Source organism: Niveispirillum sp. GW835-FHT14G11 (genome assembly GCF_058793615.1).
This window is the reverse complement of record NZ_JBXAFZ010000003.1, coordinates 432,181-450,883: the sequence shown is the minus strand read 5'-3', so window position 1 is coordinate 450,883 and position 18,703 is coordinate 432,181. Positions and strand designations below refer to the sequence as shown.

The following is an 18,703-nucleotide window of genomic DNA, read 5'->3' as shown; positions in this document are numbered from 1 at the left end:
TTAACATCAACCCGCAACGAGCCAGAACCTCCACTCACAAAATCATCCAACCGTCCCATTTGTTTCGACGACGGACAAAGGGGCTCATTCAAGCCACTGAACCTGCCGCTATCGAGACTGAAATTGAGCTTCAGATAGACAAACTAGATGCTGTAGTTGGCTCAGCGCTGGGGCTGTCACAGGAAGACCTCGCATTCATTCGCAATGAGTTGGCGATCGACCCATACCTGTCCGCGATCACGCCACGGTATCCGTTCTTCCGCCCGCGCCAAGGCGGCCGCCGGCTGGCCTTGGAAAGCTCCAGCCGATATCAAAGGACCTGACGCACAGCAGTGTAAAATCGAGTTCCTCGACACTGTGATTTGTCTAATCTAGGGCTTGACCATTTTTTACTATGCACAAGATGGCACCCTACAACTGTGACGCCTCCTGAGGCTACTGTGCGCTGGCCTCGTTTCTCAAAATCTTAATGGCAGAGTTAGCATCGTTCATTGTGCCATCGGATTCGTCGACGATCTCCTGCCAAAGCGCTGGCCCCTTCGCCAACCGGCGTCCCAGCGCATCCAGGAAGGCATCATACCGCTCGGCACCCTTGGCCCGCGCTGCTGCCTGCGCCGGCTCCGGCAAAGCAGGCGTACTGTTGAGCCAGAAGCGCACGAACAGGGCCAAGGTCTCAATGCCAATGCCTACATCGCGCTCAAGCCGCTGGTGGCGGCGATCCAGCTGGTCCAGCCGCCGGATGACGGCTGTTTCCTGCCGCTCGGCGGCATCGGGCGACAGGAAGGAAGCAATGGCTGCCTCAGCGACGAGGGACAGGGACTGGTTGCGGCGGGCCGCGTCGAGCCGTCGGCGAGTAAGCTGTAATGTTGGGCTGTTGGCCAACATTACCTATCCTGCCCGGCTGCGCATATAGTTCAGGTGTTCGTCGCAATGCCGAATTATTCGCGACTATTCGATATTAGTCTGAAGTATGTATTGTTGTTCGTCTCTGTTTGTGTTCGTTCTGGGCATTTTTTAGACTATTCGCGCCGATGTGATTTTACGTTACCGACTGCTCTTGCCGATTCGTATCGGTAAGCCAGAGGTGATTACATGACAGCAAGACGACAATTGACGGCGGGCAGGGTGGCGTTCCTGGCCCGCCGTGATGCCATCATGGCAGAATTGGAGAAGGGCTGGTCGATATCGGCCGTCTATCGCCAGTTCGCGCCGCATCTGCCCTTGGGACTGCGGCAGTTCCAAATCTATGTACGACGGTATCTGGTCGAGAAGGTGATGCCGCCCTCCCGCATATCCCGGAGCCCGCTATATAGCCCGTAAAGGTCATGCCGGCCGAGCTTGATCCATTCCGCTGCTGTCGTGGCTGTTCGATCCCCTGGTGATGGCGGCAGGGTGCCCGCGTCCCTGGGGCTCATTGATCTGCCCATGGGGATCAAAGTGCATCGTTGGGGCTCTTGCCGGTCTTCCCGGTGACCTGGGCAGCATCGGCGAGGCGTTTCAGATACGCCTCGCGTTCGCCGATGGGGACAAGGGTCTTGCGGCCGGACTTCAGCACCTTGATCCGGCCCGCCTTCACCTCGGCATAGAAGCGGGTCTTGCCGATGGAGAGTGAATGGCAGAATTCAGCCACTGTGCAGGCCACGGGGGTGATGCGGAGCTTGTCAATTGTCATGATGGCACCATTGCCGTTGATCGGAATGGTTCGTGATCATATGCAGATGCTCGCGGGCATCCATAGAACGAGAGCCAATTTGCGAATGGCTAAAAGTTGCCCACTCTTTTATTCCGAAAAACACTTGACAAGTTAAACGTAGAAAAGAATTGAATTGTCGTCGTTAATTTCACTGTTTCCGGCTCGCTCCCATTCTTGACGACAAAGGTCGATCCCAACATCTGGGTGCTTGTCGCGAAGATTTAACCATCTGCGAACGTCAGATTTCACAACCCCCTCTGTAACATAAGAGTCGACAATCCTAATGAGTTCAAAAGCCATCCAATGTTTTGGCTAAATTTGTTCGATAAAATACTCCCGCCGTTCACATAAATGGCGTAGTCTGTCAGTTGGATAAGGTCATCTCGGATATCTCTTCTTGCATTGATCGATATGCCTTTCTTTGAAACCCTGGTTCTTGAGATTCCGTCCTTGATGCTGTCGATCAATATGTTGAAATGATAATCAAATAACTCTTTATCAAATAAGTCGCATGGCGCTACTCCGTTGGTCTTTGCGCGCTGCCTTTCTTTTTGTTCGACGGTAGAGGTCATATCAATGTCGGTAAACAAAGTAGAAAATGTTGTCTCGTCAATTTGATCGAGTTTTGATTTTAGCTTAGTCGCTGCTGATAGCAGCGAACGTAGCTCTCGCTTCACTATGATGCATTTGTCATTCGCATTGTGCCGCACAGTGTGTCTGCGCACGTAGTCGATTGCCTCGTTCAGCCGGTTCCGAAGTTCCGGTCCTCCCCTCGTGCTGCGTGCGATGCGCGCCCAAAGCTCATCGGAAATATGGCTCATATCGTCCCCTCCCACTCACCCAACCAACCGTGCTACAGCCGCCGCCTTATGTTCCGGGGCCAAGTGGGCATAGCGTAATGTCATCTGATAATCAGAGTGCCCCAACAACTCCCGGACGGTGTTCAGGTCCACGCCGCGCATGACCAGCCAGGATGCGAAGGTGTGGCGCATGTCGTGCCAGCGGAATTTCGTGATGCCGGCGTCCTTCAACACCTCCTCCCACGAGCTGCGAACATTGTCGAAGGGGCCGCCGTCGCGGCTGGGGAAGACAAGGGGGCTGGTTTCCATCCGCTGGGTATTCCAGGCGGTCAGCACCTCCATGGTGGCGCTGTTCAGGGGGATGTGGCGGGTCTTCTGGCTTTTGGCCTTGAAGCCATGGACGGTCAGGATGGCGCGATCCAGATGCACGTCGCCCCATGTGAGGTTCGCCAGCTCGCCATAGCGAAGCCCGGTGTGCAGGGAGACCAGCACCATGGGTTTCAGGTGGTCGGCATAGGGCACGGCCCGCAGGTCCGGCAGCAGGGGATATTTGCGCACAGCCCGCCACGCATTGGCGCTGTCCCGGCCCGTGCGTAACCGCTCCTCCCGGTCGTCCAGCGCGTTCAGCAGGCGCTTATGCTCGTCATCGGTCAGGAAGCGTACCGTGGCCCGGTCGTCAACGCGGGTGCGCTTCACCTTCTCGATAGGGTGGGTTTCGATGAAGCCCCATTGCTGGGCTTTCCCCAGTGATGATTTCAGGTCGTCCAAGTCGCGGTTGACGGTCGATGGCTTGGTGCCGGCCTTCAGGCGTTCCGACCGCCAGCGCTCCACCAGCAACGGGGTGATCTCGCTGAGTTTCAGGGGGCGGAACTCGGCAAAGCTGGTGTTCAGCCGCCGCAGGGTGCCCTTATGGGTGCGGACATTGGCGATGGCCCAGCTTCCATATTCTCCGTCCACGAAACTGCCGAATGTGTGTTCCTGGGCGGGCTTGGCGACCTCAGCCGCCGGGTCCTTGCCCTGGAAGGCGGAACCCAGGATGTCCTTCGCCTGGTCACGGGCCTGTTGCGGGGTGACGACGCTGGTACGCCCCAGGCTCATCCGTTTGCCGCGCGCATATTCGACGTAATAGGTCATCGCCCCGCTGGGCTGCACCCGCAGCAGCAAACCCTTCAAGCGGGTGTCCCGGACCTCATAGGGCCGATCAGCCGGTTTCAGGCTTTTGATCAGCGGCAAGCCCAGCAATCCTTGCACGGCGAATCCCCGTTTAAGTGCAACGGCCCGAGCCTGCCGTAAGTGCAGTGTAAGTGCAAGATTGATTTTGAACGGCGTTCTGTGCTGATGTTCGCCAAGGATCGTCGTTGGCTATTTTGTGTCATATATAACTGAAAATATTATGTTTTCTGGCATTCTTGTGCGTTCGTGCCCGTTCGCCTAAAATCTTGAAAGATGCCGCTCATAACGGTCTGGTTGGGGGTTCAATTCCCTCCGGGCCCAACAATCTTTTCAAGGGGTTAGCGTCGCCGGGTCGGTGACGCTAACATCCTCGTCAAGTGAGCTGTGTGTGCACAGGGCGCTGGCGAACCGGGGCGGTTCAGGTCCATCTGCGATCTCTACGATCCAGACGAGTGCCGGAACTATCTCAAAGCCGCAGCATATGCGGACAACCAAGCGCTCGATGCCCTAGGCTGGGCCGTCGCTGACACGGCCTATCCCCATGCACCTGATGGCCGGACGGCAGGATTTGATAGGGTTTCTATGGAAATCCGTTCCGGATAATCGTGACAAGGTTCCATGCGCCGGTATCTGCTTCTGCTCCTGCTGATTATCCTTCTGCCGCCGGTGCCATCCGACGCGGCGGACAAGGTGCGGTTCGGCCTGCGGGAAGCGGCCCCCTTGGTGGAGACGGGCCCGGATGGTCAGTTGCGCGGCCTGGAATATGAACTGCTGGCCGCCATCATGAACGCGGCCGGCATGGTGATGGAGCCCTATGTCGGTTCCAACGCCCGGCTGACGCTGGCGGCGGGGGAAGGGGCGGTGGACGGTTTCGCACCCGTCGTGGGCGCGGCCCCGGACGGGCTGGTGCTGACCGACAGCTACATCACCTATCACAATGTGGCCCTGACCCTGGCCACCCGCGAGATTGCGCTGAAGGTGCCGGCCGATCTGGCTGGATTGCGGGTACTGGCCTTTCAGCGGGCGACACGGGTGCTGGGTCCGGATTTTGCCGCTGCCATCGCCATGGCCGCCGATTACCGGGAAGAGCCTGTGCAGGCGCTGCAGGCCAAGGGATTGCTTTATGGCCGTTACGACGTGCTGATCGGCGAAAGCCGGGTGCTGCTGCATCATGTCGCCCGGGTGCTGGCGGAGTCGGGTGACCATAAGCAGACCCTGCCGGTGGTCGAGCATCGGTTGTTCGCGCCCAACCATTACTGCGCCGGCTTCCGCGACCCGGCCATGGCCGCCCGCTTCAACGACGGGCTGCGGCGGGTGCGGGAGGATGGTACGTATCAGGCCATCGTGAACCGCCACGACGCGACGCAGTAATTTCAGGCGCGGTCGATCCGGACAGCGCGCACCCGGTTGACGATGGACCAGCCGGTGGACAGTTCGCCCACCGGGGCCACGGTCCAGTCCCACTCCATCTCTCCCGTGGGCAGGGAAACCCCGAACAGCGGGTCCTCCATCTCCGTTACCCGTCCGTCGGGATCGATCACCCGGCGCTGCACATCGCCGATCAGCAATGTGGGGCAGGTGAAGGCCCGGAGATGCACCAGATGGGCAGTGACGATCGCTTGGGCATAGGTGGCGCGATCGGCGTCCGGCCAGAGTTTGCCCATCTGGCGCAGTGGCACCAGCGGCAGTTGCGAGATCAGGTTTGCCGACACGACCAGACCCACATCCGGATCATCCAGGAAGGCGTCGCAGCCGGGGGTGGGCGGTGCCGGCGTGGCGGGATCGGCCAGAATGGACGCGACCCCCGTCAGATCACGCTCCACCAGTTCGATGGTGGCGTGGCGGCGGGCCAGCCGTAAGGTTGCCGGTGGATGCGCCACATCCACCAGCAACACGCGCCGGAAGCGCGACAGCAACTCTGCCATGGGCAGGTCCAGGCAGGGGCCTGAGCCCAGGATGATGGCGGTGTTCCGGCCTGCCGGCGCCTCCGCCATGGCGGTCAGGATGCGGCGGCGCGTGCTTTCCTGGTGGGGGGCCCAGGCGGCGGCGCAACGGGCGGCCCGCCCCACACAGGCAACGGCGGCATAGCGATATCCCAGGCGCACAAAAGCCGGCGCGCAGCGCGTGCGCAGGCTGATCAGGATCTCGCGGAGCATCGCCAACCGGGACCAATGAAAAGGGCCCGCCCCGATTTCCCGGAACGGACCCGTCACATAGCACAGGCTTGGCGGGAAGCGTATGGGCTTACTGCGTGGGCTGCGGCGCCTGGATGCGCTGGCGCAGGGCCTCCAGCAGGGCTTCGAACCGGCCACCATTGCTTTCGATCAGGCTGGAAAATTCCGAACGCTGGGTGACGCTCATCGACACATTCTCGACGATCACGTCGATGATCTTGTAGCCGTCATCCTTGGAACGCACGCGCCAGGAGACATTGACCGGCGGCTGTCCGCTGGGCCGCAGCACCTGTGAGGCGACGATGGCGTCATTCTGCCCTGATGCCTGGCCGCTGCCGACCTTGAACTTTTCGCCGGCATACTGGCTGAAGCGCTCGGCATAGACCTCGACGATCATCTGCTCGAACAGCGTCTGGTATTCCTTTTTCTGGGCATCGGTGGCGATGTTCCAGTATTTGCCCAGCACGAAGCGGCTGATCGTGTTGATGTCGAAATTCTCGTTCAGCAGGTCGCGGAACACGGCCTTGGCCTTGTCCTTGGAAACCTTGGGGTCGGCCAGGGTGGCAATAGCCCTGTCACCCAGCGACTGTACGAAGCCGGCGGCGGCCTGCGGGCCCTTGACGTTCTGCGCGATGGCGGTAGCCGGCGCCAGGGCCGGCGCGGCAATGGCGGCCATTCCCGCCAGCAGCAGCAGAGTGGTGCCGGCCAACGGCGAACGACGGCGGGGGGTCTGCGTGGTCACGTCATCCATTCCTTATGGTCATTGGCGTCATCTTTCCCGGCGGCCGGGCCGCCGACAGTGACGCGCGTCACGTCCAGTCATCCATGGCATTAACCATTTGCCAAACTCATGGATAGACGGCAATTGCGTCCGATCTGCGGCTGAAAATCCATATCGCGATGGCATTATCGTTGTGAACCGCCTTCAACGCGGGGCGGCTGCGCGGCAGCATCGGATGCCGGGCCAGACGATCGCCGGCCGGCAGCGGTGGGCGCACCAACACACCTTGCGAAGACATAAATATATCTTTATATATTGATCTGAATGATGCATGGGTCGGGTCGCATGGAATTCCTGTTGAATGCGCTGAAGGCAGCGGCGGAGCCGACGCGGTTGCGACTTCTGTCGCTCTGCGCCCATGGCGAGTTGACTGTCACGGAGCTTACCCAGATCCTGGGCCAAAGCCAGCCGCGCGTCTCGCGCCATTTGAAGCTGCTGTGCGAAGCCGGTTTGCTGGAACGGTTCCGGGAGGGCATCTGGGCCTATTACCGGCTGGCGGAACGCGGGCCCGTGGCGGAGCTGGCGCGCACCCTGGTGGATGCCATCCCCGGTGATGACCAGGGGCTGGGCCTGGACCTGGAACGGCTGGACCTGATCAAGCAGGGGCGGCGGGAAGCCGCCGGCCGCTATTTCAGCGAGAACGCCGCCCGCTGGCATGAAATGCGCAGCCTGCATGTCCCGGAACGGGAGGTGGAGGCGGCCCTGCTGTCGCTGCTGCCCCAGACGGGGGTGGAGGATCTGCTGGATGTGGGCACCGGCACCGGCCGCATGCTGGAACTGTTCGGCCCGCGCATCGCCCGCGGCCTGGGCCTGGATGCCTCACGCGAGATGCTGGCCGTGGCGCGCGTCAATCTGGAGCAGGCGGGCCTGCGCCATTGCCAGGTGCGGCTGGGTGACATGTACCAGTTGGCGCTGCCGGGCCAGAGCCAGGATGCCGTGATCTTCCACCAGGTGCTGCATTACGCAGAAGAACCTGCGGATGCGATCGCCGAGGCGGCCCGTGTTCTGCGTCCGGGCGGCACCATGCTGGTGGTGGATTTTGCCCGCCATGACCTTGAATATCTGCGCGAGCAGCACGCGCATCGCCGTCTGGGCTTCACGGAGGACGAGGTGGCCGGCTGGCTGCGCCGTGCCGGTATGAAGCCAGAGCCCCCCGTCGCCTTGCCGGGCGATCCCCTGACCGTCTGCATCTGGCGGGCCACCCGCACCGATGCCCCCGCCACGCGGACCCGTCCGCTGGCTGCCGCCTGAAGGAACAGTTTCGATGAGCCTGAGCGACCTGATGGACGCCGCCACCAACCCGGCTTCGCTGATCACGGCCCCCGGCGATCTGACCGTCAGTTTCGAATTCTTCCCGCCCAAGACGGAGAAGATGCACGAGAATTTATGGACGGCCATCCGTCGGCTGGCGCCACTGAACCCGTCCTTCATGTCGGTGACCTATGGGGCCGGTGGATCGACGCGGGAGCGCACCCACGCCACCGTGACGGCCATCCAGGCCGAAACCGGCATTCCGGCTGCGGCGCACCTGACCTGCGTGGCTGCCACCAAGCAAGAGATCGACGAGATCGCGCGCAGTTACTGGGATGCGGGTATCCGCCACATCGTGGCCCTGCGCGGTGATCCGCCGCCGCGCGCCGACGGCACCGGTGGCCTGGGCGGGCGCGGGTATGAGCCGCATCCCGGCGGCTATGCCTATGCCGCCGATCTGGTGGCCGGCCTTCGCCGCATCGGCGATTTCGACATTTCGGTTGCGTGCTTCCCGGAAGTGCATCCGGAGGCGCCCAGCGCCCAGGTGGATTTGGACAATCTGAAGCGCAAGGTCGATGCCGGTGCCAACCGGGCGATCAGCCAGTTCTTCTTTGATGTCGATGCTTTTCTGCGCTTTCGCGACAAGGCGGCGTCGGCGGGGATTGATGTCCCCATGGTGCCCGGCATCCTGCCCATCCTGAACTTCCAGAAGGCGGCGGAAATGGGGGAGAAGTGCAACACCATCGTCCCCGCCTGGATGCGGGACCTGTTCGACGGGCTGGATGAGGCCCCGGAGACCCGCCACCTAGTGGCGGCCACAGTGGCCATCGAACAGTGCCGCTATCTGGAAAAGCATGGCGTGAAGCAATTCCACTTCTACACCATGAACCGCGCCGACCTGACGGTGGCCATCTGCCATATGCTGGGTGTGCGCGCCGCCAAGGGCTGATGTCTTCGCATGCCCCAACAGGCCGGGATTTGAGGGAACAATCAAAAAGAAAAAGCCCCCGGCCCAGGAGGGGTTTGGGCCGGGGGCAGTGGCAGGGACGTTGGAGTGGTCAGGGATGACGCCGAAGCGTCCTTTACCGCTCCATGCGGATCAGGGACCGCGTGTCCTTGCCATATTCATATTCGGCCATCTGGTCCAACTGGGCCGTGGTCAGGTTGCGCACCTTGACACTGTTGCCACCGGCCAGAAGGTCGGCATCGCTGATATCGACAGCGACATTCTTCTCGCCCAGGCCCATGAAGCCGCCGGACGAGATGATCAGGGTTTCGGCATCACCGCTGCTGGCGTTGAGGATCACATCCTCGACCTCGCCCAGTTCCTCGCCATCGGCACCCACGGCCGTACGGCCCAGCAGCTTCTCGGCGGAGGTGCGGTCGATGCCCGGACGCGGGGCGGCCAAAATCTCCGGCGCGCTCTCGCGCTCCGGCATCACTTCAGGTGTCTGGCCGATGCGGCCGGGTTCGACCGTGCCCGGAACGGGCGGTGCGGGTTCGGTGGTGCCGGGGGGCACCGTCTGGGCATACGCGCCGGTACCCAGCAGCAGGGCTGTCACCGTCGCGGCACCGATCAATCGCGTGCGCATGGTTCTGTTCCTTCCCTCTGTTGACGGTCGGGGCGGCGAGGCTTGTTCCCCGCGGCCATACCGGATCAACGGCAGGGAAGGAGAATTGTTCTGTGACCTTATGGGTTTTATGCCCCGCCGGCGGCACCGCGCAGCTGGTCGGCGATCTGGGCAAGGCGGGTGCCCAGGTCGCGGGCGGCGACGGCACTGGCATTCTCGTTCTGGCGCGAGGAGGAGCGCAGCATGTCGATGGCCCGCGACAGGTCCACCGACAATCCATCCAGGCGCAGCACGCGCTCACGCAGGTTCTGGGTCAGTTCCGATACGATGGACAGGTCCGTGCGCTCCCGCCCTCTGGTTTCCTCCAGCACGGCGCGCACGCTGTCCGTCGTGCTGTCCAGCCGGTCGCCCAGCCGGTCGATGCCATCCAGACGGGCCTTCAGCGCCGTGGCGATGGCCAGCAGGTCGGCATTCTCCCGCTCGCGCCCGGCATTGTCGGAGGCCGCCAGCGCATGCAGCGCATCGGTCGCAGCGGCCAGACCACCGGCCATGCCCTCCACGTTCAAGATACGCTGCTGCAGCTTGTCCACCAGGCCGAACGCCTGGTCGATGGCCACCTTCTCCCGGTTGTCGGCGCTGGCGATCAGGGCGTGGACGGCCTCGATGGCGGCGCGCAGCCCGCCCGTCAAGTCGATCAGCGCCTGGGGGGTATTGTCCCGGTCGCGCTGGGCATCCAGCTCCGACGCCACCTCGCGCATGTCGGCCAGCAGGCGCTCCTGCTGCCCCACGGTACGCGACAGCGTGGTGGTGGCCATATGCGCTTCCGACGACAGGGCCTTGGTTTCCGCCCGCAGATCGCCGGTAAGGTCGCGCAGCCGGGCGGTGGCATCATCCACGCCGCCGGTCAGGCTCTGCGCCAGCCGTCCCGCCGTCTCCCCGATCTCCTTCACCCGATCGCCGATCTGGGTGGCGCTGCCGCGCATGCGGGTCAGCAGGTCGGCAATGGCCTCGTGCTGGCCGGGCTCCACGCGCCGGCGCTCGAACTCCTGCCGCAGCCCGTCGCTGGTCAGGCGCAGGGCATCGACGGCGTCGGCCATGCTGTCGGCCCGGTCGGAAACGTCGCCCATCAGGCTGGAGAAACGGAACTGGATGTCGTTGAACTGTTCGGCCAGCGGTTCCAGCTTACCGCGCGTCATGTCCTCGGCGATCTCCGCCGATTGCTGCATGGCGTTGCGGGCGTGGGTCATGCTGTCCAGCGCCGTTTCCAGCTTGTAGGTGATCTCCGACGACCGGTCATCCAGCAGGTCGGCGGCGCGCGACACCTGCATGCCGGCATCCTCCAGCCGCGCCGACGCGCGTTCCGTCGCCTCGTCGAAGCGGTTGCTGACGCTGCCCAGGGTGGCAACCAGGGCCTTCTCGCCCTCCTCCATGGCATCGGCGGCGCGGGTGATGCGCGATCCGGTCTGGTCCACGGTATTGGCCAGCAGGTCGCCGGAGGCGCGCAGCAGCTTCACCGCCGACAAAAGGCCCTGCTGCGCCTCCTCCATCGAATGGGACAGGGCCTTGGCGGCGTCGCGGGCCTCCACAGTGGCCAGACGGATATCGCTGTCGCTTTCCGACAGGCTGCCCAATGTCTCGATCACCTTGGATTCGGTGTTGGCGGCGGTGAGGGCCAGGTGGTCGGCATGGGCCCGCAGCGCCTCGACAATGTCGTCCAGGCCGACATGGCCCTCGCTGCCATCGAAGGCGCGGACCTGGGCCACGGCATGGCCCAGCATCTCTGTCGCCTGCCGGATCTCGCGGTTGCTCTCCGTCACCGTGCGCACGGCGGCGGAGCAGAGCTGGTTCACCTGGCCCAGCGTATCGTTCAACTGCTGCTTGGTGTCGCCGACAATGCGGCTGACATCATTGCCCAGCATGGCCAGCGATCCGCCGGCCCCGCGCAGTCGCGCCGTCAGCGCCTCGAACAGGTCGGCATACTCGCCCTCGAACTTCAGGCGCAGGCGCCCGTCTTCGGTCGCCACCGAAATGTCGGGAATCTCGGCGGCCTGCTTGCGGAACCCGTCGACGGCGCGGGCCAGGTCGCCGAACTCATCCTCGCGCTCCGCCCCCCAGACGGGTGCCCGCCAATCGCCGCGGGCCACGCCATGAACGGCCCCCGTCAGTTCGCGCAGCGGCCGCAGCACACGGGCCCCGATCAGCGACAGGAAGGCGAACAGCGTGGCCACCAGCACCAGCACGGCGGCCCCGCCCAGCCACAGACCGCGCGTCGCCACATCCTCCAGCCGCGCCAGTTCCACCGCATGCTGCCCGCGTGAGCGGGCATCAATGCGGTCGGACAGGGTGGCATAACGGGTCAGCAGGATGGTGGGCGTGGTCTGGCCCAGGGCGGCCGGGCCGGTATTGGCCGATTCCAGCGCGCGGCGGGCGCCGTCCAGCAGACGCTTCAGATCGGCAGCCAGCTCCACCTCCTGCGGGATCAGGCGCTTGCCCTGCAACCCGCGCAGCGCCTGGTCGGCGGCTTCCAGGCTGGTGCGCATCTCAGCCCGCGCCTCGGCATTGCCGGTCTCCGCGAACTGCGCCAGGGCGGACAGGAAGCCGCCATGGCCCATGCGGTCCTGGAAGTCGGTGAGAAGCCGGGTCTTGGCCAGCTGGTCGCCCGGTACTTCCATGCTGCCGGACTGCACCTGGAACTGCGCCATCTGAAAGGTGGCACCGGCGGCCAGGCCCCCGATCAGGATCGTGGCGGCCAGGGCCGTGGCGGTGCTGAGGTTCCGCAGCGACGATAGCCGCGATCCCGTGCCCCGCTCCATGTTGCCTCCCCCGCGCTTCATATTGGGTCAATCGCGGCAGAGACTAACCAATTCTTGTGCCAACTTCATCCATTCGTTGGCATATCGCCTTCCGCACGGGGAAGATTGATCCAGGAAGGTGGCTGCGGCGTCAGCGTGGCGTCCCCACAGGCGAGGCTTCCCCCCGCCGCCAGCGCGTCCAGCCGGATCAGGGCCAGGGCCAGATCACCCCGGCCAGACCGGATTTCGCCCACATCCGTCCCCTCGCGGGTAACGATGGACCCGGCATCGGGCAGGGGGCCGTCGATACGGACAGGCACCAGCCGCTTCTTCACCAGGCCGCGATATTTGGTACGGGCCGTCAGCTCCTGCCCGACATAGCAGCCCTTGTCCCAGGCCACGCCGCCCAGCTCGTCGAAGCCGTTATCCAGCAGGATCGATTTCTCCGGTATCAGGTCGCGGCTGCCATCGGGAATGCCCAGGGCCAGACGGGTGCGATCCCAGTCGGCCGCGTTTCCCGCGGCCGGGGTGTCGGCCGGCAGGATGAGGCGGTGGCCCAGCCCGGCATGCCGCGGGTCCACGATCCGCCAGCCGCCGGGGACGGGCGTCACCGTCCCGCGTTCCGCAATCTCGGTATTCAGCTGTGCGAAGACGGCAAGCTGCCCCGTCAGGTCGACCAGTTCCACCTTGGCCCGCAGCTTGAACATGCGCAGCCGGCGCAGCAGGTCGTCGCGGCGACCGGCCTCCACATCCAGAAGCAGCCTGTCGCCATCGGCCAGCACGATGAAGTCGTGCAGATACTTGCCCTGTGCCGTCAGCAGCGCCGACCAGACGGCGCGGCCGTCCAGTTTCGTCACGTCATTGGTCACCAGCCCCTGCAGGAAGGCCACCCGATCCGCGCCGGCAACGGCGATCAGGGTGCGGTCGGGAAGGGGGATCAGCGGCAGGTCGGCCATGATGGTCGTTCGTTCCGGCAACGGTTGGGCAGGGTTGCTTACATATAGGCATGGGTGCGGCATTTCGTAGAGCGGATTACGCTTCGCTATTTCCGCTCAAGGGATTATTCAGGAAATCGAGGGGCGCTGATATCTTTGGGCAAGGACGGCGCAAATGTCGGCGTTGAACGGGGAAGGGGACGGGTTCGGCCCGGCCTTCACTTCCTTCTTCTGCTTTCTTGGAATCCTGATCCTGGCGGTGTTGGTGCCGCTGATCCCGCTGGGGATCGCACCGGGCATGGCCGTATTGGCGATCCTGACGGTTGGTGCCGCTCTCTGGCGCCGCCAAAGGGTGCCCTTGCCCGGCCGGGGTCTGTTGCTGGCGCTGGGCCTGTTCCTGGGCTGGGCCGGGCTCAGCCTCGGTTGGACGGCGGGCGGCCATAAGGCCACGATCACCTATTTCAGCTTCCTTTACCTGTGGCTGCCGGCCCTGCTGCTGCTGGCCCTGCTGGACACGTTGCCTGACCCGGTGGCGCGGCGCATCGCGCGGTGGCTGCTGCCGGCGATGGCGGTCGGTGTCGTGATCTTCGCCGTTGAACTGCTGGCCGGCCAACCGATCCAGCATCTGGCCGCCCCGCCGGAGAAATCCGCCGTCGATTATGAGCGCGACATCAACCGGGCGGCGGTGCTGCTGGCGCTGCTGGCGGGGCCGGTGTCGCTGCTGCTCTGGCGGCTGGGCCGGCGGGTGCCGGCGGGGATCGCCCTGTGCCTGCCGCTGCTGATGGCGGTGGACAGCACCAGCCAGTCGGCCGTGGCGGCGCTGCTGGGTCTGCTGGTGCTGCTGGGCGTCGGGGTCGTCAGCTGGCGGGTAGCGGCGGGGACCGTGGCGACGGGGATCGTGGCCGGGTTCGCCCTGTGCGGGCCCGTGGCGCACTGGATGGAGGCGGTGGGCCTCTCCAAGCTCTCTTTTCTGCCCTACAGCTTTCGCCATCGCATCATGACCTGGGACTTCGTGGCCGGGCGCCTGGGCGACCATCCCTGGATCGGTTATGGGCTGGAGGCATCGCGGGCGGTACCTGGCGGCGACGCCTCCTTCCCCGGTACGGGCCTGCGGATGCTGCCCTTGCATCCACATAACCTGTTCCTGCAGGTGCGCCTGGAGCTGGGCTGGGTGGGGGCTGTGCTGGCGGCGGCCGTGCTGCTGGCGGGGCTCTACCGGCTGACGCGGCTGGATGACGCTATCCGGCCCATGGCCATCGCCCTGTTCGGGGCCGCCATCTTCACCCAATGCTTCGCCTATGGCGTCTGGCAGGGCTGGCTGATCTGCGGGATGCTGTTCGCGGGTGCCCTGATCGTGCTGGCCGGTCGGATCACGACCCCTTCTTGACCAGGCAGTCAGTGCCCGCCGCCTTCAGCTTCACACACAGCGCGGCGGCCGCGGCCTGATCGGCAAAGCCGGTCAGGAAGACGCGGGTATAGATGCCCCTGGCACCCAGGTCGGCCTGCACCAGCGACGGCTGCCGCCCGCCCAGCAGGGCGGCCTGTTTGGCGGCGATGCCCCGCCAATGCTTCTCCGCCTCCTGCCGCGAGGGCAGGGAGCCGACCTGGATGACCCAGGTGCCGGTGGGTGCCGATGGAAGGGCAGGGGACTGCACGGCGGCGGGCGCAGGGGCTGGTTGGGCCTCCGGCTTGGGGACGGGGCGCGCGACGGGTACGGTGGCGGCCTGTGCGGCCGGCTTTGGCGCGGCATCCATTGGGGGCTTTGCCACCGGGGCCGCAGCCACTGCGACGGGCGCAGGGGCCACCTTTGCCGCTACAACCGGGCTGGGGGCGGCCAGCGGCTGGCCCGCCCTGGCGGTCGCCGCCTTGATCTGTTCCGGTGTGGCCTGCGATTCGATCTCTTTCTCCAGCTTGATGGCCGCCACCAGCCGTTTGGCCGCAGCGCGCTTGGCCCAGGACAGGGCTTCCACCACATCCTGTTTGGTACCTAGCCCGAAATAGAGCAGTGCGGCCAGGTTGTTCTGGGCGTGCATGTCGCCGGCTTCGGCCGCGGGGCGCAGGAAGGTCAGGGCCTTGGCATAGTCGGCGGGTGTGTCCTGGCCGAAGGCGTGCAGGGCCCCCACCATGCTCTGTGCGCCGACATGCCCGCCGCGCGCCGATGCCTCCAGCAGGGTCATGCCCCGGCGCACATCCTTGGCCGCGCCGCGTCCCTGCATCAGCATCTCGCCCGCCAGATACTGGCCGGAACTGTCGCCCGCTTCGGCCGCCGCCGTGAATTCCTTCAAGGCCGTGGCATAGTCGCCCGCCGAATAGGCGATGCGCCCGGCCTGGATATCGGCCAGGGCCGGCGGGATGGCCAGCAGGGCCAGCGACAGGACCAGGGCGGCGGGGCCGGGACGGCGGAAATGCTGCTTCATGCGGGTCGGACGTCCGTCGAAAGAGGGCGCTTCTTCATAGCGGACAAGGGCGCGCTTGACGATGCCTGTCAAACGGGCTTCAACCTGCCGGCAATATTCCATGACCCGATAGCCCACGACCGGAGTGCGCCTGATGGCCGCCAAGAAGAACCCGCTGAACCTGAACCCGCTGCAACTGAAGACCCTGACCCTGTTCCAGGCGCTGGCCGAGTTCGAGGACATCACGCGGCCCGCCGGCGACGGCGCCATCGAGGTGCTGGAACTGCCCTTCACCAGCCATGGCAACCATTTCCACCTGGGGCCCTGGCTGGTCTATGCCCAGGATGCCACCGGCCTGCGCAACCCGGCGCCCTGGACGGTGCTGGAACGCAAGGGCCTGATCGTGGGCAGGTTCCCCCTGTCGGTGACGCTGACGCGCGAGGGGCTGGATTATGAGACCGGGATGCGCCGCCAGATCCTGCAGGGGTCGGATCACTAAATCAGTATGGCAGGCGTGGGTGCCGTAGGTCAGGTCGAGGGCGAAAGCCCGAGCCCTGACCTACGGTGCCTGAACCCGGATAAAACAAAACCCCGCCGCGCCATTGAAGGCGGGCGGGGTTTTGTTTTATCCGGTGGATGGTGCTGCCGATTGGAATCGAACCAACGACCTCGTCCTTACCAAGGACGCGCTCTACCGACTGAGCTACGGCAGCGCCTTCATCCGGGTCACCGAAGCGTTGCCGCCGCGGTGGGCGGCTATGTGCCACTCCAGCCCCGGGACCGCAAGCAAAAAACACCCGCCGCCAGCGATTTTTTCCGCATACTTGACGTGCATGTGCGAAAAGGCGAGCAATCCCGCCTGTTCCAGCCTGTGGACCCCGACCGATGACCAAGACGCCCCACAAGAAGGATGACCGCCAGGGCCGCCTGGCCCAGGCGCTGCGCGATAATCTGCGCCGCCGCAAGGACCAGGACCGGGCGCGCGACGCGCAGGAGACGATGGAGAGGGCGCTGGGGGTGGACACCACCGAAGGACAGGTGCCCGATACCACGGCTTGAGTGGGCCGGACGGCTGGGCTACAAGGTTTAGCGCGCTGCGCAGATGCGCGGTGCTGATGATATTGGGACGAGTGGGGAACCGACATGCCGATCATGCCCGACAGCTGGATACGGGAACAGGCGACCAAGAACGGCATGATCGAGCCGTTCACCGAGGCGCAGAAGCGCGATGGTGTGATCTCCTACGGCCTGTCTTCCTACGGCTATGACGCCCGCGTCGCCGACGAGTTCAAGATATTCACCAACATCGACAATGCCGTCGTCGATCCGAAGAAGTTCGACGACACCAGCTTCGTCGACCGCAAGACCGACGTCTGCGTCATCCCGCCCAACAGCTTCGCCCTGGCCCGCACGGTGGAATATTTCCGCATCCCGCGCGACGTGCTGGTCGTCTGCCTGGGCAAGTCCACCTATGCCCGCTGCGGCCTGATCGTGAATGTCACGCCGCTGGAGCCGGAATGGGAAGGGCATGTGACTCTGGAAATTTCCAACACCACGCCGCTGCCGGCGAAAGTGTACGCGAACGAGGGCCTGTGCCAGTTCCTGTTCTTCCAGGGGGCAAGCCCGTGCGAGGTCAGCTATGCCGACCGGGCCGGCAAATATATGAAGCAGCGCGGCGTGACATTGGCCCGCCTCTGAGCGGCCAAAACAGTGCCATCATCGCGGCCCATGGTCCGGGCCGCCCCAAGACCTCATTCTGACGAAACGAACGTTCCATGGACAAGCTTCGCATCCGCGGCGGCAACCCGCTGAAGGGCCAGATCAGTATTTCCGGCGCCAAGAACGCGGCCCTGCCCCTACAGGCGGCCTGCCTTCTGAGCGATGAGAAACTGGTGCTGACCAACCTGCCGCTGCTGGCCGACATCACCACCATGAACCGCCTGCTGGCCCAGCATGGGGTGGAAGTTCATGTGAATGGCCGCGATGCCTTCGGGTCCAGCGGCCGGTCGGTGGAACTGGATGCCGGCGACATCTTCAACCTGACAGCCCCCTATGATCTGGTGCGCAAGATGCGCGCCTCCGTCCTGGTGCTGGGGCCGCTGCTGGCCCGCTTCGGCCAGGCCAAGGTGTCGCTGCCCGGCGGCTGTGCCATCGGCACGCGCCCCGTCGACCTGCATATCAAGGGCTTGCAGGCCATGGGTGCCCAGATCGATATCGAAGGCGGCTATATCCTGGCCAAGGCGCCGGAAGGCGGGCTGGTCGGGGCGGAATTCGTGTTCCCGCAGGTGTCGGTGGGTGCCACCGAGAACCTGATGATGGCCGCGACGCTCGCTAAGGGCGAGACCATCCTGATGAATGCCGCGCGCGAGCCGGAGATCGGCGATCTGGCCCGCTGCCTGATCGCCATGGGCGCGGAGATTGAGGGGATCGGTTCCGACCGTCTGGTGATCAAGGGCAAGGACCGGCTGCATGGTGCCACCTATGCCGTGCTGCCCGACCGGATCGAGGCCGGCACCTTCGCCATGGCCGCCGCCATCACGGGCGGGGAGCTAGAACTGGTCGGCGCCCGCATGGGCGACCTGAAGTCGGTGGTGAAGACGCTGGCCGGCGCCAATGTGAAGGTCTCGGAAACGGCCAACGGCCTGCTGGTGGCGTCCAACGGCGACCTGCTGGGCGTGGATGTGATGACGGAGCCGTTCCCCGGCTTCCCCACCGACCTGCAGGCCCAGATGATGGCCCTGATGTGCGTGGCGCGCGGTGCCTCGATGATCACCGAGACGATCTTCGAGAATCGCTTCATGCATGTGCCGGAACTGACCCGCATGGGGGCGAACATCACCGTCCATGGCTCGTCCGCCCTGGTGCGCGGCGTGCCGAAGCTGACGGGCGCGCCCGTGATGGCCACCGACCTGCGGGCATCCGTGTCGCTGGTGCTGGCGGGGCTGGCCGCGCAGGGGGAGACGACCGTCAACCGCATCTATCACCTGGATCGCGGGTACGAGCGGGTAGAGGCCAAGCTGGCGGCCTGTGGTGCCGATATGGAGCGGGTGAAGGAAGAGGATTGACGGCAAAGGGGCGATGTCCGCTGGCGTGATGGTAGTGCCGGGCGCGTGGTGTTATGCTGCCCGTGGGCAGGC

The 18,703-nt window shown here is 64.6% G+C and carries 20 protein-coding genes and 2 tRNA genes; 11 read left to right on the top strand and 11 right to left on the bottom strand.

Features of this window, described 5'->3' with window-relative positions; genetic code table 11:
• Window positions 1-323: hypothetical protein (locus AC1Q7F_RS08515; protein WP_492505701.1), on the top strand; the 323-nt coding region annotated here is incomplete at its 5' end.
• Window positions 324-435: 112 nt separating this feature from the next.
• Here the strand turns inward: AC1Q7F_RS08515 and AC1Q7F_RS08510 are convergent.
• Window positions 436-885 carry a CopG family transcriptional regulator gene (locus AC1Q7F_RS08510; protein ID WP_492505699.1) on the bottom strand — a complete coding sequence of 150 codons (450 nt, stop codon included), beginning with the start codon at window positions 883-885 and terminating at the stop codon, window positions 436-438.
• Window positions 886-1,092: 207 nt separating this feature from the next.
• On the opposite strand from AC1Q7F_RS08510, the gene AC1Q7F_RS08505 reads away from it, so the two are divergent.
• The gene (locus AC1Q7F_RS08505) at window positions 1,093-1,320 is read left to right on the top strand and encodes a hypothetical protein (RefSeq protein WP_492505697.1); all 228 of its coding nucleotides are present in this window, start codon (window positions 1,093-1,095) and stop codon (window positions 1,318-1,320) included.
• A 112-nt stretch (window positions 1,321-1,432) separates the two neighbouring features.
• On the opposite strand, the gene AC1Q7F_RS08500 is transcribed toward AC1Q7F_RS08505, so the two are convergent.
• The 3 genes from AC1Q7F_RS08500 to AC1Q7F_RS08490 all read right to left on the bottom strand — a co-directional run bounded on the left by AC1Q7F_RS08500 (window position 1,433) and on the right by AC1Q7F_RS08490 (window position 3,726).
• A complete protein-coding gene (locus AC1Q7F_RS08500) occupies window positions 1,433-1,672 on the bottom strand; it encodes a MerR family transcriptional regulator (RefSeq protein WP_492505695.1) in 240 nt (79 codons plus the stop codon).
• A 266-nt stretch (window positions 1,673-1,938) separates the two neighbouring features.
• Complete coding sequence (locus tag AC1Q7F_RS08495; RefSeq protein ID WP_492505693.1) at window positions 1,939-2,514, bottom strand: hypothetical protein; 576 nt, start codon at window positions 2,512-2,514, stop codon at window positions 1,939-1,941.
• Between the two features lie 15 nt (window positions 2,515-2,529).
• On the bottom strand, window positions 2,530-3,726 hold the full coding sequence (locus AC1Q7F_RS08490) for a site-specific integrase (RefSeq protein WP_492505691.1): 1,197 nt from the start codon (window positions 3,724-3,726) through the stop codon (window positions 2,530-2,532).
• Between the two features lie 186 nt (window positions 3,727-3,912).
• Between AC1Q7F_RS08490 and AC1Q7F_RS08485 the strand changes: the two genes are divergently transcribed.
• Together AC1Q7F_RS08485 and AC1Q7F_RS08480 are read left to right on the top strand one after the other, a co-directional pair.
• A tRNA-Ile gene (locus tag AC1Q7F_RS08485) sits at window positions 3,913-3,987 on the top strand.
• A 297-nt stretch (window positions 3,988-4,284) separates the two neighbouring features.
• Window positions 4,285-5,037, top strand: coding sequence for a substrate-binding periplasmic protein (locus AC1Q7F_RS08480; protein WP_492505689.1), 753 nt, complete (start codon window positions 4,285-4,287; stop codon window positions 5,035-5,037).
• A gap of 2 nt (window positions 5,038-5,039) precedes the next feature.
• Here the strand turns inward: AC1Q7F_RS08480 and AC1Q7F_RS08475 are convergent, their stop codons facing one another.
• Both AC1Q7F_RS08475 and AC1Q7F_RS08470 read right to left on the bottom strand, forming a co-directional pair.
• Entirely contained in the window at window positions 5,040-5,822 is a 783-nt protein-coding gene (locus AC1Q7F_RS08475; protein ID WP_492505687.1) for a hypothetical protein, read from the bottom strand.
• Between the two features lie 88 nt (window positions 5,823-5,910).
• Window positions 5,911-6,582 (bottom strand): MlaC/ttg2D family ABC transporter substrate-binding protein, encoded by a 672-nt coding sequence (locus AC1Q7F_RS08470; protein ID WP_492505685.1) that lies wholly within the window; start codon window positions 6,580-6,582, stop codon window positions 5,911-5,913.
• Between the two features lie 324 nt (window positions 6,583-6,906).
• Between AC1Q7F_RS08470 and AC1Q7F_RS08465 the strand changes: the two genes are divergently transcribed.
• Together AC1Q7F_RS08465 and metF are read left to right on the top strand one after the other, a co-directional pair.
• Window positions 6,907-7,872, top strand: a complete 966-nt coding sequence (locus AC1Q7F_RS08465) for an ArsR/SmtB family transcription factor (RefSeq protein ID WP_492505683.1) — start codon at window positions 6,907-6,909, stop codon at window positions 7,870-7,872.
• 13 nt (window positions 7,873-7,885) lie between these two features.
• Window positions 7,886-8,821, top strand: coding sequence for a methylenetetrahydrofolate reductase (gene metF / locus AC1Q7F_RS08460; RefSeq protein WP_492505681.1), 936 nt, complete (start codon window positions 7,886-7,888; stop codon window positions 8,819-8,821).
• Window positions 8,822-8,954: 133 nt separating this feature from the next.
• On the opposite strand, the gene AC1Q7F_RS08455 is transcribed toward metF, so the two are convergent.
• From AC1Q7F_RS08455 to ygfZ, 3 genes are all read right to left on the bottom strand, one after another.
• Window positions 8,955-9,464, bottom strand: coding sequence for a PRC-barrel domain-containing protein (locus tag AC1Q7F_RS08455; RefSeq protein WP_492505679.1), 510 nt, complete (start codon window positions 9,462-9,464; stop codon window positions 8,955-8,957).
• A gap of 107 nt (window positions 9,465-9,571) precedes the next feature.
• A complete protein-coding gene (locus tag AC1Q7F_RS08450; RefSeq protein WP_492505677.1) occupies window positions 9,572-12,256 on the bottom strand; it encodes a HAMP domain-containing protein in 2,685 nt (894 codons plus the stop codon).
• Window positions 12,257-12,321: 65 nt separating this feature from the next.
• A complete protein-coding gene (ygfZ, locus tag AC1Q7F_RS08445) occupies window positions 12,322-13,191 on the bottom strand; it encodes a CAF17-like 4Fe-4S cluster assembly/insertion protein YgfZ (protein ID WP_492505675.1) in 870 nt (289 codons plus the stop codon).
• A gap of 154 nt (window positions 13,192-13,345) precedes the next feature.
• Here ygfZ and AC1Q7F_RS08440 point away from each other — a divergent pair, with 154 nt between their 5' ends.
• The gene (locus tag AC1Q7F_RS08440) at window positions 13,346-14,557 is read left to right on the top strand and encodes an O-antigen ligase family protein (RefSeq protein WP_492505673.1); all 1,212 of its coding nucleotides are present in this window, start codon (window positions 13,346-13,348) and stop codon (window positions 14,555-14,557) included.
• Here the strand turns inward: AC1Q7F_RS08440 and AC1Q7F_RS08435 are convergent.
• Window positions 14,541-15,587, bottom strand: coding sequence for an SPOR domain-containing protein (locus AC1Q7F_RS08435; RefSeq protein WP_492505671.1), 1,047 nt, complete (start codon window positions 15,585-15,587; stop codon window positions 14,541-14,543). The two genes, AC1Q7F_RS08440 and AC1Q7F_RS08435, sit on opposite strands and share 17 nt — an antisense overlap.
• 133 nt (window positions 15,588-15,720) lie before the next feature.
• On the opposite strand from AC1Q7F_RS08435, the gene AC1Q7F_RS08430 reads away from it, so the two are divergent.
• A complete protein-coding gene (locus AC1Q7F_RS08430) occupies window positions 15,721-16,065 on the top strand; it encodes a hypothetical protein (protein ID WP_492505669.1) in 345 nt (114 codons plus the stop codon).
• A gap of 138 nt (window positions 16,066-16,203) precedes the next feature.
• On the opposite strand, the gene AC1Q7F_RS08425 is transcribed toward AC1Q7F_RS08430, so the two are convergent.
• Window positions 16,204-16,279, bottom strand: a tRNA-Thr gene (locus AC1Q7F_RS08425).
• Between the two features lie 172 nt (window positions 16,280-16,451).
• On the opposite strand from AC1Q7F_RS08425, the gene AC1Q7F_RS08420 reads away from it, so the two are divergent.
• The 3 genes from AC1Q7F_RS08420 (at window position 16,452) to murA (ending at window position 18,631) form a co-directional block, all read left to right on the top strand.
• Window positions 16,452-16,625 (top strand): hypothetical protein, encoded by a 174-nt coding sequence (locus AC1Q7F_RS08420; protein WP_492505667.1) that lies wholly within the window; start codon window positions 16,452-16,454, stop codon window positions 16,623-16,625.
• A gap of 84 nt (window positions 16,626-16,709) precedes the next feature.
• Window positions 16,710-17,264: a dCTP deaminase gene (gene dcd, locus AC1Q7F_RS08415; protein ID WP_492505665.1), complete on the top strand. Its 555-nt coding sequence runs from the start codon at window positions 16,710-16,712 to the stop codon at window positions 17,262-17,264.
• 77 nt (window positions 17,265-17,341) lie between these two features.
• Window positions 17,342-18,631 (top strand): UDP-N-acetylglucosamine 1-carboxyvinyltransferase, encoded by a 1,290-nt coding sequence (murA, locus tag AC1Q7F_RS08410; protein ID WP_492505663.1) that lies wholly within the window; start codon window positions 17,342-17,344, stop codon window positions 18,629-18,631.
• Window positions 18,632-18,703 lie beyond the last annotated feature (72 nt).